We start from the raw sequence: 15,152 nt of genomic DNA, 5'->3' as shown, positions 1-15,152 counted from the left end.
TCAGATACCGGCGACGTCGATGTCGCCGGGGTAGTCGACCGAGAACTTGAGCACCGCGTCGCGCGACTTGCCGGGCTCCATCTCCCAGTTCCAAACCAGCACGCCGTCGTCTTCGCGCTTGATGTCGCGCTCGGACGGCGACAGCAGCTTGACCTCGATCTTCTCGTTGCGCGAGATCGGCAACCGGTCCTTGAAGCTCACCTGTTCCTTGGTGGCCTTGTTGTTCTTGACCGTGATCTTGTACTCGTAAGTCACGCGCTTGCCATTGCCCGAGAACCCGGTGCTTTCGGTGTAGCGGTTGACCAGTTGGCGCTTGATCGAAATGCCGTCGTCGGCGCCCAGCGCCAGCTCGACCTTTTCGCCGGGCATCACCGATTTCATGGACGAGGCGGCCACGAAGGCGTCATCCAGGAAAGTATTGAGCGTGCCGGCCAGGAACGGGTATTCGGTGTTGTTGTTGGCCAGCGCCGTCAGGAAGGCGGCTTCGCGCAGCGCCGGGGTCGACTGGTATTGCAGCGTGGCCGGCAGCTTGGCGGTGGTGATGGCGACACGCTGCGTGCTGTTGTCGGACGGCAGCGTGGCGGGCGTGCGGATCTGGAACGAGGCGCTGGTGGCCTCGGACTGGACCGCGGCGGTCGCGACCGTGGCCTCTTCCAGGGCGGGCGCCATGTCGCCGGCGGCCATCTCGGCGGAGGCCGACTTGGCGCTCTGGCGGGCCCGCGGCTCGGGACGCATGACCGGCGCCGCGGCCACCGGGGCCGGCATCGGCGGAGGCGGCGCCGCCACATCGATGATCCACGGATTCAGCTTGGGAGCGCCGCCGCCCAGCGCCGGGCGGGCGGTGGACAGGGTCAGCTTGACGTTGTTCCAGTCTTCGCCGGTGTTCTGGCGGATCACGCCGAAGTAGCCGAGATCGACGCTGCGGTCGGCCGGACGCAGGCGCGCATCGTACGACGGGGTCCAGCGCGCGCCGGCCACGGCGTAGGAGACGTTCAGGTCGAGCTTGCCGGCGCGGGCCAGGTTGACGCGCAGCGTGACGGTCTTGGTGCGGCGGTTGAGCTGGCCCTGCAACTGGCCCAGTTCGCCCTGCGCGGCGGACAGTTGGCGCTCGAGCTCCTCGCGCTGTTCGGCCACGCGGCGCAGGCCGGCCAGCGTGCGGCTGAGGGTGTCGGCGCTGAGGGCCTGGATCGCCTTGAGCTCATCGAGCGTCGGCCGCGGGCCATCCTTGGCCGGCTCGGTGGCGCCGCGCTGCATCATCGCCACCAGCTCGCGCTGGTTGTCCAGCACCGACGCTTCGTCGTCCAGCGCGGCCTGCTGGCCCTGCAGCTTGCGGATCTGGTCTTCCAACTGCTTGACGCGCTCGTTCGCGGTGTCGGCCTGGAAGGCATCGCGCACGCGCACATCCAGCAGGGTGGCCTGGCCGCTGCTCTTGGCCGAGACCTGCAGCGAATTCTCCTGCAGGCTGGCGGGCAGCTTTTCCAGGACCAGTTCGTGTTCGCCGGCGGGCAGGTCGCTGCTGGCGGCACGGGTGACGACGGCGCGGTCCTGGTAGACCGTGACCGCGCCGATGGAGGAGGCCAGCCCGGCCGCCGCGGCCAGACCGGGGAGGGTGGCGATGGCCACCGCCAGAAGAGTACGTTGCACGTGTGCACCTATAGGCAGGTTGGGCCGGCCGGCCTTCCGGTGAACGGGGCCGCAGCGGCGATAGCGCGACAATTTACAGGGCGCGGCGGTGCACGGGTTTACAGAAGATGACAAAAGCGACAGGGCGATACCGCCCTGTTTTCATGCGGGCGCGGACGGCTCCGGGTGCGCCAGCCGCCGCAGCATCTCGACCGCGTTGCGGGCGGCGACGGAGCGGTCGTGGCGGCGGTAGGCCATGTCCAGCAGGGCGTGCGGCGCGTCGCCCTTGATCGGCCGGTACTCGATGCCCTGGGCGCCCATGTGGCGCATGGCGGCGGGCACGATGGCGATGCCGACGCCGGCCGCCACCAGGCTGACGATCGAGGCCATCTGCGGCGCCTCCTGGATGACGCGCGGCGTAAAGCCGGCGCGCAGGCAGGCGTTCTGGATCGCGTCGTACAGGCCGGCGCCGATGGGGCGGGGATAGAGCACGAAATCCTGGTCGGCCAGCGCGGCGATCGGCACGCTGCGTTTGCGGCTGAGCGGATGGTCGGGCGGCAGGGCGATCAGCATGGGTTCGTCCAGCACGCGCTCGGCCTCGAATTCCGGATCCAGCACGTACGGCGGCCGCACGAAGGCCACGTCCACGGCATTTTCGCGCAGGCCGCGCAGCAGGCTGACGGTATTGCTTTCGGTGAGGCTGATGCGCACGTCCGGATAGCGGTCGCGGAAAGCGCGGATGGCGCGCGGCAGATACGGGTGAAACACGGCCGAGGCGGTGAAGCCCACGGTGATGGCGCCGTGCTCGCCGCGCCCCAGTCGGCGCGCGGTGTCGATGGCGCGGTCGGCGCTGGCCAGGATGGCGCGGGCGTCCTCCAGGAACTGCGCGCCGGCCTCGGTCAGCTCGACCCCGCGCGGCAGGCGCAGGAACAGCGCCGTGCCGATCTCGCGCTCGAGCTGCTGGATCTGCTGGCTCAGCGGCGGCTGGCCGATGCCCAGCCGGGCGGCGGCGCGGGTGAAGTGCAGTTCTTCCGCGACCACGGTGAAATAGCGCAGATGTCTCAGTTCCATCGTTTTAAAATATAGCGAGTGCCGGTTTCATATATTGGACATATGCAGGGGAAAAGTCTACCTTGATCGCACGGGTCCATTGCCCGATGTTTTCGAGATTTCCGAGATGTCCATCGCCCCAGTCGTTCCTCCGTCTTCCCCCGCCGCGCCCCAGGCCGATTACCTCGCGCGCGGCACGCCGGCCTTGCGGCGCGCCCAGTGGGCGCTGTTCGCGGCGGGCTTTTCCACCTTTTCGCTGCTGTATTGCGTGCAGCCGCTGATGCCGCTGTTCACGCAGGCCTTCGGCGTCTCGCCGGCCCAGAGCAGCCTGGTGCTGTCGCTCTGTACCGGCCTGCTGGCCGTGGCGATCTTCCTGGTGGGGCTGTTTTCGCAGGCGCTGCCGCGCAAGCGCATCATGGCGTTGTCGCTGTTCGCCTCGGCCGTGCTGGGCACGGCGGCGGCGGTGGCGCCCGACTGGCACAGCCTGCTGGCGCTGCGCGCGTTGCAGGGCGTGGCGATGGGCGGGGTGCCAGCGGTGGCCATGGCCTACCTGGCCGAAGAGGTCGAACCCGACACGCTCGGTTTCGTCATGGGGTTGTACATCAGCGGCAGCGCCTTCGGCGGCCTGTCCGGGCGCGTGATCACGGGCCTGGTGTCCGACCATTTCGGCTGGCGCGCGGCGCTGGGCACGCTGGGCCTGCTGGGCATCGTCGCGGCGCTGCTGTTCATCTGGCTGCTGCCGGCCTCGCGCCGTTTCACGCCGCAGCGCTCGCGCGGCTGGGCCGGCGTGGCCGGCGACGTGCGCGACGGCATCGGGGCGCACCTGCGCAACGGTCCGCTGTGCGGGTTGTTCGCCATGGGCGGGCTGTTGATGGGCGCCTTCGTCACCGTCTACAACTACGTCGGCTTCCGCCTGGTGGCGCCGCCGTTCTCGCTGAGCCAGACCTTCATTGGCTTCATCTTCGTCGTGTACCTGGTCGGCATCTTCGCGTCGACCTATTTCGGCCGCCTGGCCGACCGCCATGGTCGCGGCGCGATGCTGGCGGCGGCCACGGGCATCGCGCTGGCGGGGCTGCTGCTGACCTTGTCGGACGCCTTGGCGGTGCTGATCGCCGGCATCGTGGTCTTCACCTTCGGCTTCTTCGCGGCGCACGCGGTGGCCAGCGGCTGGGTCGGCCAGATGTCGCGGGGCTACAAGGCGCTGGCGGCCGCGCTGTACCTGCTGGTGTACTACGTCGGGTCCAGTGTGCTGGGTTCGCTGGGCGGCCACTTCTGGACCGATGGCGGCTGGCCTGGCGTGGCGGCCATGGCCGGCAGCCTGTTGACGGTGGCGCTGGCCATCAGCGCGGCGCTTTACTGGCGCACGGCCCGCGTGCCGTCGGCTGCGGCGGTGGAGCGGGGCGCGTCCTGAGCCTGTTTGAGGGGAGCAAGCGGCGGCCGCGGGCCGCCGCGCGCGCCCGGCCATCGGGCTTTCCGGTGGCGCCGACTAGGCGAGGGTGCGGACCGGGGGCGCCTCGGCCTGGGGCTCGGCGGCCAGGGTGGCCTCCATGCCCTGGCTGAGCGTCGCCAGCAGCAGGTGCGGCGGCAGGTTCAACTGCGCCAGCACCACGCTGCTCTTGGCCAGCCGGGCCACGTCCTCGTGCCGCAGGCCCGCCAGCCACTGACAGGCGCGTTCCGATATCTGCATGCCCGCCAGGGCCGGCAGGTTGCCGGCGCGGGCCATCCGCTGCAACAGCAGCAGATACATCAGATTGGTTTCGTGGATATCGCGCAGAAGCTCGGTTGATCGCGGCATCGGGTGCCCCTCACTTCATTGAATCCGCGGCCCGGCGGGTGCACGGGCCAGGACAGGCAAGGCGCGAGGCGTCCTGTATGGGCGTCTAGTCAAGCCCGCGAAGGCTTGCGTGCCGATATGGTTTGTCGATCATATTTAAGCGATCAGGGGCCGTCAGTAATGGATTTCCCTGTACTCGGAATTGACATATTCTCATTCATTGAAACGGACTCATTCTCATTTATAATGCCCTGCACGTTGGCCGGCGCATGATCCGCGTCCGCCTGTAGCCCGTCACCCGAGAGGCCCACGATGACCCTAGCATTCCAGGAGCCCAATTCGCTGCAGCGCGAGCACGCGGCGCTGCTCGCCGCCTATGGGCAGGCGCAGGGCCGCTGCAGCCGCCTGCTCAGCGCCCAGGCGCAGCGCATCCAGCACCTGGAAGGGGAGGTCCTCAAGCTGCGGGCCGCGGTGATCCAGCGCGACACCGCGCTGGCCTGGGCGCGTGAAGACCGCGCGGCATTCGAAGGCGCGGTTCCGGGGCTGCCCAGGCGGGTGGCGCTGGCCAGGCGCGTCACGCAACTGATGGAACGGGTGCAGAGCCTGATGCGCGAGCGCCTGGCCTGGCAGGATCGGTCCGCCGCGGCGCGCGCGCATTCGCTTGACGCCGCCACCGGACCCGCCGTGGCGCCCGCGGTGATCGCCGCGACGGCGCTGCGCGAGAAATCCGTGCTGTGCGTCGGCGAGGACGCCATGGCCCTGATGCTGACGCGCAAAGTAGTGGAAATGGCCGGTGGCCGCTACCTGGGCCACTGCGGCGCGGAAGGCGCCGACGGCGATACGTTGGAAGCCAGCCTGGTCGCCGCCGACCTGGTGATCTGCCAGACCGGCTGCGTCAGCCACGGCGCCTATTGGCGCGTCAAGGACCACTGCACCCGCACCGGCAAGCAGTGCGTGCTGGTGGACAAACCCGAGGCGTTGACGGCGCTGGGGCTGGCACGCGAAACCGTCGACATGCCGCGCTGAAGGCGGCGAGGCGGTCAATCGGCGATGTCTCGCCGTGGGCCGCCGGCAAGATGTAATGCCGAGTTACCGAGGGTTGCGGCTGCCGCGCCGCGCCCGCAATACAGTCTGGGAAGCCTGCAGGAGATTCCATGCTGACCCAGCGAGACCATGTGCCCCACCCTTGGACCAATACGCTCGCGCGTCTCGAAGACGAGCGCGTGATGTTGCAGCGCATCGCCGCCGGCGTGCCGCTGGCCGAGGTGCTTGGCCATATGCTGCACGCCATCGAAGCCCAATCCAGCGTCGAACTGCGCGCCTCGATCGCGCTGGTCGATGACAGCGGCAAGATCCTGCGGCACGGCGCCGCGCCGAGCCTGCCGCACGAGTTCAACAGCGCTGTCGACCGTGCGCCGATCGGACCGGACATGGCCTCCTGGGGCAGGGCCGCGGATTCCGGCAGCCCCGTCTACGTCGAGGACATCGCCAGCCATCCGGCATGGGCGTCATGGCGCGAGCTGGCGCTGTCGCACGGCCTGCGGGCCTGTTGGTCGACGCCGATCAAGGCCCCCGATGGACGCCTGCTGGGCGTGTTCTCGAATTACTACGGCTCGCCGCGCACGCCGTCGGCCGACGATATCGACGCCATCGCGGTGGTCACGCGCAGCGCCGCGCTGGCGATCGAACGCCACCTGACCGAAGTCGCGCTGCGCCGCAGCGGCGAACGCTGGCGCGCCATGTTCGAGGGCATGCAGGAAGCCTTCTTCCTGAGCGAAGCGCTGCGTGACGCGCAGGGCCGCATCGTCGACTTCCGCTTCATCGAGGTCAATCCCGCGTTCGAGCGGCAAAGCGGCATGAAGGAGGGCGATACGCTGGGCCATACCCTGCGCGAGATGATTCCGGGGGTGCCGGACCGGATCCTTGACACGTTCGCGCAGGTGGTCGAAACCGGCGAGCCGGCGCAGTTCGAATTCGCGGTGCCGTCGCCGCAGCCGGCCTGGTACGAGGCCCGCGCGCGGCGCGAGGGCGACAACCAGATGATGGCGCTGTTCCTGGACGTCACCGCGCGCAAGACCGCCGAGGCGGAATTGTGGGAAGGGCAGCATCGCAAGCATTTCGTGCTGGCGCTGGGCGACCGCATGCGCGAACAGCAGCACCAGGCGGCGATCGAGCAGTTGGCCTGCGAGAGCCTCGGCCAGCATCTGGCGCTGGGCCTGGTGGCGCTGGTGGACGGAGCGGGCGAGGGCGCCGAGCCCCAGGTGTCGACCTGCTGGCGGCCGCGGCCGGGACGCGACGGCTGCGCGGACCTGGACCTGACGTTCGACTCTGCCTTCGTCGAGGCCGTGCGCGGCGGCCGCACGGCTTTCCTGGAGCCGTTGCTGGCCCAGCCCAACGGCGACATCATGCCGTCCGCCATCGTGGTGCCGACGGCCCGTTGGGGGCGGCCCGGCGGCGCGCTGGTGGTGCGGCCGACGGCGGGCACCCGGCTCAAGCGCGGCGACGTGACCTGCATCGAGGACGTGGCCGAACGCCTGTGCACCGCGGTCGAGCGTTCGCAGTATTCGCGCACGCTGGAGCAGCGCGTCGAGAGCGCCATTGCGGAACGCGACCGCATCTGGCGCCTGTCGCCCGAGCTGCTGGCGGTGGTCGACGGGCAGGGGCGCTTCGCCAGCGTCAACCCCGCGGTGCGGCCGATCCTGGGCTGGACCCCGGAACAGTTCCTGGCGATGGGGCTGCGCGACCTGATCCATCCGGACGACTACGAAACGACGCGCGAAGCGCTGACCCACGCGCGTCGCCCGGAGATGGCCCAGGGCGTGCGGCACCTGGAAAACCGCATGCGCAAGCGGGACGGCGGCTATGCCTGGATCACCTGGAGCATGTCGTGGGCGCAGGACAGCCTCTATATGGCCGGCCGCGACGATACGGACCTGAAGTCCCAGGCCGAGACGTTGCTGGCGACCGAGCACGCGCTGCGCCAGGCGCAGAAGATGGAGGCGGTGGGGCGCCTCACGGGCGGCATCGCCCATGATTTCAACAACATGCTGCAAGGGATCACCGGCGCGCTCTACCTGATCCAGCGCAAGCTGGCGAGCGGCGTGCCGGAACAGGCCGGGCGTTTCGTGACCGTGGCGATGGACTCGGCCAACCGCGCCGCGCACCTGACACAGCGGCTGCTGACGTTCTCGCGGCGCCAGCCGATCGATCCGCAGCCGTTCAGCGTGGCCACGACGTTGCAATCGATGGTCGATCTGTTCCGCCGCTATACCGGCGAGGGCGTCTCACTGATCTTCAACGTGGACCAGGACCTGTGGCCGGTGCGCTGCGACCGCAACCAGTTCGAGAACGCGCTGCTCAATCTGGTGATCAACGCCCGCGATGCCATGCCGGAAGGCGGGCCGTTGACGGTGTCGGCGAGGAATATCCATCTGGACCCGGCATTCCTGCGGCCCTATCCCGGCGTGCCGGCGGGCGATTTCGTCGAGGTGCAGGTCATGGACGTGGGCTGTGGCATGACGCCGGACGTGCTGGCGCATGCCTTCGATCCGTTCTTCACCACCAAGCCGCAGGGGGAAGGCACGGGCCTGGGCCTGTCCATGATCTACGGGTTCGCCAAGCAGGCGGGCGGGGTCGTGACGCTGGAAAGCCACGTGGGGACCGGGACGTCGGTCCGGATTTTCCTGCCCCGCCATCAGGGCAGCGCCGCGGATGCCGTGGCGCCGCCGGCTTTGGCGCGCGCGCCCGGCGGTCGGTCGCACCAGGCGATCATCGTGCTGGTGGAAGACGACGCGAACGTGCGCGATATGGTCAGCGAATGCCTGGGCGAACAGGGCATACGGGTGCTGACCGCCAACGACGGCGACGCCGGACTGGAGCAGGTGCGGGCCACGGCTCATATCGATCTGCTGGTGACCGATGTCGGCTTGCCGGGATTGAACGGGCGCCAACTGGCCGATGCGGCGCGCGCCGTGCATCCCGGGCTCAAGGTCCTGCTGATGACCGGATATGCGGAAAGCGCCGCGCGTGGCTCCGGGTTCCTGGAGGTCGGCATGGAGCTGATTGTGAAGCCTTTCGCGCTGGATGCGCTGACCGCGCGCGTCCAGCGCATGCTTGAATCGACGTATGCCCGCGGGACGGGAGAGGGAGACGAATGAGGGAGTGCGGGTGTCAGGTTTGCACTGGACGGTAAAAAGTGCCGGCCGCGATGCGGGCCCGCCCTGGCGCATCATCCCGGGCATACGAATTGCTGGATGGATCTGGCAACCTGAAAAAGGAGTGAACCATGAAGATTCGTGCCATGACCTATGCCATCGTTGTCGCCGCCAGCCTGGGCGGAGCCGGCGCCGCCTGGGCCCAATCCGCCAGTCCGACGACGCCGTCCACCGCGCCGAATGACGGCACGGCGGTGCCGCCGAACCGGCCGGTCCCTCCGGGCCAGGCCGCGCCCGCGCCCAACGCCGCGCCCAACAGCACCAGCACGCCGCCCAACCTGGACAAGAATATGGCGCCGTCCAGCGACAAGCGCAGCGGTGAAATGCCGCGGCGCCATCCCGAGGCCAACGACAATGTGCCGCGCACGCCGGCGGCCGGCGCCACGCCCGCGCCGGGATATCCCAACACGGGTGGCAGCAAGTAAGTGAAAGGGGCGCGGCGTCGATGACGTCGCGCCTGTCCGCGGTCAGTGCTCGCGCCGCAATTCGGCCGGCGGGAGCCGCAACTGGCCGCGGTATTTCGAGACCGTGCGACGGGCCAGGACGATGCCGTTGGCAGCCAGTTGCTGGGCCAGGGCCACGTCCGAGAGGGGCATGGCCGGATCCTCGGCCTCGATCAATTCCTTGATCAGCGCGCGCACGGCCGCGGCCGAGCAGGTGCCGCCCGAATCGGTGGGCAACTCACGCGAAAAGAAATGACGGAACTCGAATACGCCGCGCGGGGTCACCATGTATTTGCCGGTGGTGGCGCGCGACACCGTGGACTCGTGCATGTCCAGGTCGTCGGCCACTTCCTTGAGCATCAGCGGGCGCAGCGCCACTTCCCCATATTCGAAGAAAGTCTGCTGGCGCTTGACGATGGCTTCCGCCACGCGCTGGATGGTGGTGTAGCGCTGCTCCACATTGCGGACCAGCCAGCGCGCCTCCTGCAGCTCCTGCGCCATCGGGCTGCGGTCGTCGAGCCGCGCGCGCCGGAACAGGTCGGCGTAGACCTGGTGCAGCCGCGCCTGGGGCATGGCGCCCCGGTTCGGCACCACGCGCCAGCGGGAGCGCCATTTGTCGACGAAGACATCGGGCACCACGTACGCGGGGGCCTGGGCGTCGTAGCGGCGTCCAGGCTTGGGATCCAGGTTGCGGATCAACGCGCAGGCCTCGCGCAGCGCGTCGTCGGCGCAATTGAGCGCGCGCCGCAGGCCGGCTGCGTCGTTCTTGGCCAGCCGGTCGATGTGCTCGCGCACGATGCGAAGCGCCAGGGCGCGTATGGGCGGGTTGATGCCGGGGGCCGCCTCCAATTGCAGCGCCAGGCATTCCGGCAGGTCGCGCGCGGCCAGGCCCGGCGCATCCAGTTGCTGCACCAGGCGCAGGGCGGTCAGCCACTCTTCCTCCTCGGGAGGCGGGGCGAAGTCCTGGCTGAGGCTGCCGCACAGTTCGGCCAGCGGCGTGCGCAGGTAGCCGTCTTCGTCGAGCGAATCGATGATGAACTCGGCCAGCAGCCGGTCGCGAGGTTCGAGCCGGTAGTTGCCCAGCTCCAGGGAGAGTTTCTCGCGCATGGAGACGGGGGCGCTGGCCCATTGGCCCAAGTCGTGGTCCTCGCCGTCGCCGCGTGGCGCGGTCGGATAGTCGCCCGCGTATTCCGGCGTGGCCGGGGACTCGGCCGGCGTCTCCGCGGCGTTGGCCGCCGCAGGCTCCGCTGGCGTGCCGGACGGCGGTTCCAGGGGAGGAACAGCCTCGATGCCCCCAGCCGGGTCCGGCGCTTGCTCGTCCACTTCCTCGAGGAAGGGGTTGCTCGCCAGGGCCAGTTCGACCGCGGTGGTGAATTCGAGCGCCGACATTTGCAGCAGCTTGACCGACTGTTGCAGCCGGGGGGCCAAGGTCATTTGCTGGCGCAGGCGCAGTTCTTGCATCGGGTGTCCCAAGGGAGTCTCCTGCCATGTGGCTGTCGGGGCGAAGGTATATCCCTGGATACATGCAAAGATCATGCCCGCTTGGCGCGCGGGCGACAGGCATGCCCGGGCGGGCCGTGGCGCGGGCCAGGATTACAAGGAGACGTAAATATTGCCTTGGGGGGGCCGCCAGGGACGGCCGCCGGGCAGGCGACGATCCGCCGGCGCCCGCGAGGGCGGGTTCAGGCCGCGGCGGGGCCGCCCGCGCTTTTTTCGTAGACGTCCAGGCGGTTGTAGAGGGTCTTCAGGCTGACGCCGAGGGTTTCGGCCGTAAGGCGCTTATCGCCGCCGTGATGGGCCAGCGTGGCGAGGATGAAGTCGCGTTGCGCGTTGCCCAGCTCGGTGCCGACCGGCACGTTCAAGGCGCCGTCCTTGAACTCGGCGTGCGGCGCGACGCGCGGGCGGGGCAGGTCGATGTCGAGCTGTTCGTCGCCCAGGATGTAGGCGCGCTGCACGGTGTTGCGAAGTTCGCGCACGTTGCCCGGCCAGTCATGGCGCGCGATCGCCTGCAGCATGCGGGGCGAGAAGGCCTTGCGGGTATTGTGGCGCGTGTTCAATTCGGCCAGGAATTCCCGCGCCAGGACGACCGCGTCGCCGTCGCGTTCGCGCAGCGGCGGCACCCGCAGCGGGATCACCAGCAGCCGATGCAGAAAGTCCTGGCGCAGCCGGCCGTCGGCCACCGACTCCGCGGGGTCCCGGTTGCTGGCGCAGAGAATGCGCGCGTTGGCGCGCAGCAGGTCCGAGCCGCCGACGCGTTGATAGGTGCCGGTTTCCAGCACGCGCAGGAAATGCACCTGCATGTCGAGCGGCATTTCAGTCACTTCGTCCAGGAACAGCGTGCCGCCGCTGGCCGATTCGAAATAACCCGCGTTCTGCGCAAGCGCGCCGGTGAAGCTGCCCTTTTCGTGACCGAATAATTCCGCATGCGCGAGCGACCCGCTGATGGCGCCGCAGTTGACGGCGACGAACGGCTGGTCGCGGCGCGCACTGGCCGCGTGGATTGCCTGCGCCACCACTTCTTTGCCGGCGCCGCTTTCGCCCACGATGAAAACGCTGGCATCGGTTTCGGCGGCCAGGCGCACCTGGGTGGCCAGTTTCTGCATGATGGGGGAAAGACTGGAAGCATTCATTGTCTGGCCATGGTAGTGGTTGCCCCGGTACGCGGATGCGACCAGTTGCAAGTAATCGAAAATGTTGGTCTTTTCTATCGAATAATTACTTCAATCTGCTGCGACTTGGCTATGCTCAGGGATGGCCCCACAGGCGCCGGGCGCTGTTGCCCGAGCCACGGCTCCAGGAGATGCCATGCCCCACTTGCTGATCGTCGATGATGACGATGCCATCCGCGAAACCCTGGCCGAACTCGGCCGGGACAACGGCTTCACCGTAGCGCTGGCCGCCAGCGTCAAGGATGCGTTGATCCAGCTCGAGCGCCAGTCGCCGGACCTGGTGCTGACGGATGTGCGCCTGCCCGGGGGCAGCGGCATGGACATCTTCAAGAGTGTGGCCACGGCCAGCGCCGAGGTGGTGGTGATGACCGGCCACGGCACGGTCGACAATGCGGTGCAGGCCCTGCGCCTGGGCGCCACGGACTACCTGGTCAAGCCGATCTGCATGGAGCGCCTGAACGGCATCCTGGCCCGCATCATGGCCAATGCCGGCGGCGAGCTGCCGGGCAGGCCCTTCGAGGAGCCGGGACGTTTCGGCAAGATGTACGGCGCGTCGGCCCCGATGCGCGAGCTGTATCGCCAGATCGGCCGGGTGGCGCCCACCGACGTGACGGTGCTGCTGGTGGGCGAGAGCGGCACGGGCAAGGAGCTGGCCGCGCATGCGGTGCACGAGCTTAGCGCGCGCCGCCAGCGTCCCTTCATTGCGGTCAACTGCGGCGCCATTTCGCCCAACCTGATCGAGAGCGAGATGTTCGGCCATGAGCGCGGCAGCTTCACCGGCGCGGACCGCCAGCACAAGGGCTATTTCGAGCGAGCCGACGGCGGCACGCTGTTCCTGGACGAAGTGACCGAGATGCCGCTGGACCTGCAGGTCAAGCTGCTGCGCGTGCTCGAGACGGGGCAATTCATGCGGGTCGGCACGCATCGCGAAATCGCCTGCGACATCCGCATCGTCGCCGCCACCAATCGCAATCCCGAGCAGGCGGTGCAGGAGGGCAAGCTGCGCGAAGACCTGTATTACCGCTTGAACGTGTTCCCGCTCGAGCTGCCGGCACTGCGCGAACGCGGCGACGATATCCTGTTGCTCGCCGATCGCTTCCTGCAGGCGCAGAACGAGGAAAGCGGGCGGACCAAGGCGTTCTCGGCGCGGGCGGCCACGGCAATGGCTCAGTATGAATGGCCGGGCAACGTCCGCGAATTGAAGAACTTCGTGCGTCGCGCCTTCATCATGGCCGAAGGCGACGAGCTGGACGCGGACATGCTGACGCCGCAGGTCTCGCCAGGCGGCGAGATGCGCGGCGGACAGGTCACCGTGCCGGTGGGAGAAACGCTGGCGGAAGCCGACCGCCGCCTGATCCTTGCGACGCTCGAGCGTTGCAAGGGCGTGAAGAAACAGGCGGCGGCGGTGCTGGGTATCAGCCCCAAGACGTTGTACAACCGCCTCGAGGAATATGCGGCGGCCGGTTATGCGTTGCCGGGAGAGGAGCCGGGAAGCGCGCATTGACGTCCGCCTCCATCGCTTACTTGCCGTAGCGGGTCTTCAAGTCGGCCATGCAGGCGTCCTTGGCGTTGCCGGACATGGCGTCGCATTTCTCCTTGCCGACCTTGTAGTCGGCATCGTTGCGTGTCTTGGCCGCGTCGTGGTTGGCTTCGGCCTTTTCCTTGGCGGCCTTGGCGTCGGCCTTGGCTTTATCGCGCGTGGCTTCCGCCTGCTTCTGGCAGACATCCTTCTGATTGCCCTTCATGGCGTCGCACTGCTTCTTGTCCATCTTGTATTGATTGTCGATCTGTTCGCTGGTGCGCACGGGCGTGGTCTGCGCGGCCGCGGGCAACGCCAGCGCCGACAGGCACAGGGCGGCGGCGGGCGCGAATCTCATGGACAGGCGGATCTTGGACAGATTCATGGATGACTCCTTGGAGTAAGGGGGCCGGGATGGCCGCCCCGTTTCCGCTGAGCAAGCGGCGTGCCCGCGCGCTCGCAGGCACGCCGCTTGCTCGGCATTGGCACGATTGCCTTCAGGAGACCGCCATGAGCAAGCACGACAGCATCCCGTCCGACGTCCAGCGCGATCGGCAGGCGCCCGCCACCGAGGCAGGCGCCGGGGCGGGCGGCAAGGCCAACACGCCGCAGAGCGACAGCGAGGCCGCCCGCCGCAGCGGCCAGTTCGGCGCGGATGGGCCTGGCGGCGCCACGCCGCCCAAGCCCCGCCGCGGCGCTGACGCGCAGCCGCACCCGCAGGGGCCCGAGTACGAGGAGGGGGGGCGCTATCCCGGCACGCGCGAGCCGGGAAAAGGGCGCTGATGCGCCTCAGTCCGCCTCGGCGCCGAGGCGGAACAGCAGCACCACGCAATGCAGCGCCGCCAACCCGACCAGGCCATACGCGACGCGCGCGGCCACTGCCCAGGGCAGCAGCCGCGCGAACAGGTCCAGGTTGACCGCCGCGATCAGTCCGGTGTTCAAGCCACCGGCCACCAGCGCAACGAGGGCGACCCAATCCAGGGATCCGAGGCCACGCCGGACATCGGTCCCCGGTTGCGCGTCCTCTGGCCGGCCGGCGGGATGCGCTTCATCGTTGTCGCTCAAGGTGTGCATGTCTCTCCCTCCTGTGGCGGCAGCGCACTGCCGCGCGTGGGTGCCGCGCGTTTCAATTGCAGGCCGGTTTTGGGAGGACTCCCGCCGTCGGGTCGTGCTGCCGGCGCAGCAAGTGACGTGCCCGCGTGCCGGAGGCAGGCATGGCAGTTGCTGCCTTGGCCGCAACGTCCTTGAAGCCCAGGAGATTGCCATGTCCTTGATCGTCGCCGCCCGTTTCCAGACTTTTGACGAAGCCCGCGAGGCCGCGCAGCGCCTGGGCCGCGAGGGATTCGATGAGGGCGATATCCATACGTTCTACATCAATACGGCCGGAGAACATGCGCGCTACCCGCTTGGCGGAGACCGCGTGGCGGATCCGGACGCGCGCGGCGCCCACATCGGCGCGCTGGCGGGAGCGGCGCTGGTGGGGATTGTGCTGGCGTTGGCGGGCGGGCTGGTGGCGTTGTGGGCCGGCGCGGCCATGCTGGTGGTGGCCGCGGCGGCCGGCGTCGGCGCTTACGTAGGCGCCCTGGGCGGGGCCTTGTGGATGGCGGGCAGGCGGCAACGCCGGCCCGCGGCCGCGGCCCCCCAGGCTCATCCGCCGTTGCGGCAGGCTGGGGTGATGCTGGCGCTGCCGGTCGCGCCGGAGCGGGAGTCGGCGGCGCGGCGCGTGCTGCGCGAAGCGGGGGGACACGACATCGAGCGGGCCCAGGGGCGATGGCTGGACGGCAAATGGGAAGACTTCGACCCGCTCAAGCCGCCCCGTCATGTCGAGGCGCCTTCCGTGACGCCATGAACCGCCATGAA

The 15,152-nt window shown here is 68.9% G+C and carries 14 protein-coding genes; 7 read left to right on the top strand and 7 right to left on the bottom strand.

Translation table 11 applies throughout. From position 1 onward, the window contains the following. Complete coding sequence (locus SB816_RS26305; RefSeq protein ID WP_054502573.1) at positions 1-1,644, bottom strand: mucoidy inhibitor MuiA family protein; 1,644 nt, start codon at positions 1,642-1,644, stop codon at positions 1-3. 141 nt (positions 1,645-1,785) lie between these two features. Next, positions 1,786-2,694, bottom strand: a complete 909-nt coding sequence (locus SB816_RS26300) for a LysR family transcriptional regulator (protein WP_064527619.1) — start codon at positions 2,692-2,694, stop codon at positions 1,786-1,788. Positions 2,695-2,800: 106 nt separating this feature from the next. On the opposite strand from SB816_RS26300, the gene SB816_RS26295 reads away from it, so the two are divergent. Continuing rightward, complete coding sequence (locus SB816_RS26295) at positions 2,801-4,084, top strand: MFS transporter (RefSeq protein ID WP_410547744.1); 1,284 nt, start codon at positions 2,801-2,803, stop codon at positions 4,082-4,084. Positions 4,085-4,159: 75 nt separating this feature from the next. On the opposite strand, the gene SB816_RS26290 is transcribed toward SB816_RS26295, so the two are convergent. Further along, positions 4,160-4,468, bottom strand: coding sequence for a flagellar transcriptional regulator FlhD (locus tag SB816_RS26290; protein WP_054502571.1), 309 nt, complete (start codon positions 4,466-4,468; stop codon positions 4,160-4,162). A gap of 291 nt (positions 4,469-4,759) precedes the next feature. On the opposite strand from SB816_RS26290, the gene SB816_RS26285 reads away from it, so the two are divergent. From SB816_RS26285 to SB816_RS26275, 3 genes are all read left to right on the top strand, one after another. Further along, positions 4,760-5,473 (top strand): DUF2325 domain-containing protein, encoded by a 714-nt coding sequence (locus tag SB816_RS26285; protein WP_116793454.1) that lies wholly within the window; start codon positions 4,760-4,762, stop codon positions 5,471-5,473. 128 nt (positions 5,474-5,601) lie between these two features. After that, positions 5,602-8,604 (top strand): PAS domain S-box protein, encoded by a 3,003-nt coding sequence (locus SB816_RS26280; protein WP_410547743.1) that lies wholly within the window; start codon positions 5,602-5,604, stop codon positions 8,602-8,604. 128 nt (positions 8,605-8,732) lie between these two features. After that, positions 8,733-9,086: a hypothetical protein gene (locus tag SB816_RS26275; RefSeq protein ID WP_054502568.1), complete on the top strand. Its 354-nt coding sequence runs from the start codon at positions 8,733-8,735 to the stop codon at positions 9,084-9,086. Between the two features lie 42 nt (positions 9,087-9,128). On the opposite strand, the gene SB816_RS26270 is transcribed toward SB816_RS26275, so the two are convergent. Further along, positions 9,129-10,565 carry an RNA polymerase factor sigma-54 gene (locus SB816_RS26270; protein ID WP_269873861.1) on the bottom strand — a complete coding sequence of 479 codons (1,437 nt, stop codon included), beginning with the start codon at positions 10,563-10,565 and terminating at the stop codon, positions 9,129-9,131. 221 nt (positions 10,566-10,786) lie between these two features. Next, positions 10,787-11,734 (bottom strand): sigma-54 interaction domain-containing protein, encoded by a 948-nt coding sequence (locus tag SB816_RS26265; protein WP_231133044.1) that lies wholly within the window; start codon positions 11,732-11,734, stop codon positions 10,787-10,789. Positions 11,735-11,909: 175 nt separating this feature from the next. On the opposite strand from SB816_RS26265, the gene SB816_RS26260 reads away from it, so the two are divergent. Beyond that, entirely contained in the window at positions 11,910-13,277 is a 1,368-nt protein-coding gene (locus SB816_RS26260) for a sigma-54-dependent transcriptional regulator (protein ID WP_054502565.1), read from the top strand. A gap of 16 nt (positions 13,278-13,293) precedes the next feature. Here the strand turns inward: SB816_RS26260 and SB816_RS26255 are convergent, their stop codons facing one another. Next, positions 13,294-13,677, bottom strand: a complete 384-nt coding sequence (locus SB816_RS26255) for a hypothetical protein (protein ID WP_081273617.1) — start codon at positions 13,675-13,677, stop codon at positions 13,294-13,296. Between the two features lie 125 nt (positions 13,678-13,802). On the opposite strand from SB816_RS26255, the gene SB816_RS26250 reads away from it, so the two are divergent. Then, a complete protein-coding gene (locus SB816_RS26250) occupies positions 13,803-14,075 on the top strand; it encodes a hypothetical protein (protein WP_116793550.1) in 273 nt (90 codons plus the stop codon). 6 nt (positions 14,076-14,081) lie between these two features. Here SB816_RS26250 and SB816_RS26245 read toward each other — a convergent pair whose 3' ends face one another. Then, positions 14,082-14,366, bottom strand: a complete 285-nt coding sequence (locus SB816_RS26245; protein ID WP_054502562.1) for a DUF378 domain-containing protein — start codon at positions 14,364-14,366, stop codon at positions 14,082-14,084. 190 nt (positions 14,367-14,556) lie between these two features. On the opposite strand from SB816_RS26245, the gene SB816_RS26240 reads away from it, so the two are divergent. After that, on the top strand, positions 14,557-15,141 hold the full coding sequence (locus SB816_RS26240; RefSeq protein ID WP_054502561.1) for a hypothetical protein: 585 nt from the start codon (positions 14,557-14,559) through the stop codon (positions 15,139-15,141). Positions 15,142-15,152: the final 11 nt, after the last annotated feature.

Origin of the sequence: Achromobacter sp. SIMBA_011, from assembly GCF_046535435.1 — a bacterium.
In the GTDB taxonomy this organism is placed as follows: Bacteria; Pseudomonadota; Gammaproteobacteria; order Burkholderiales; family Burkholderiaceae_B; genus Achromobacter; species Achromobacter dolens.
Note: the sequence above shows the minus strand (reverse complement) of the source record. Positions and strands in the feature narration are given on the sequence as shown.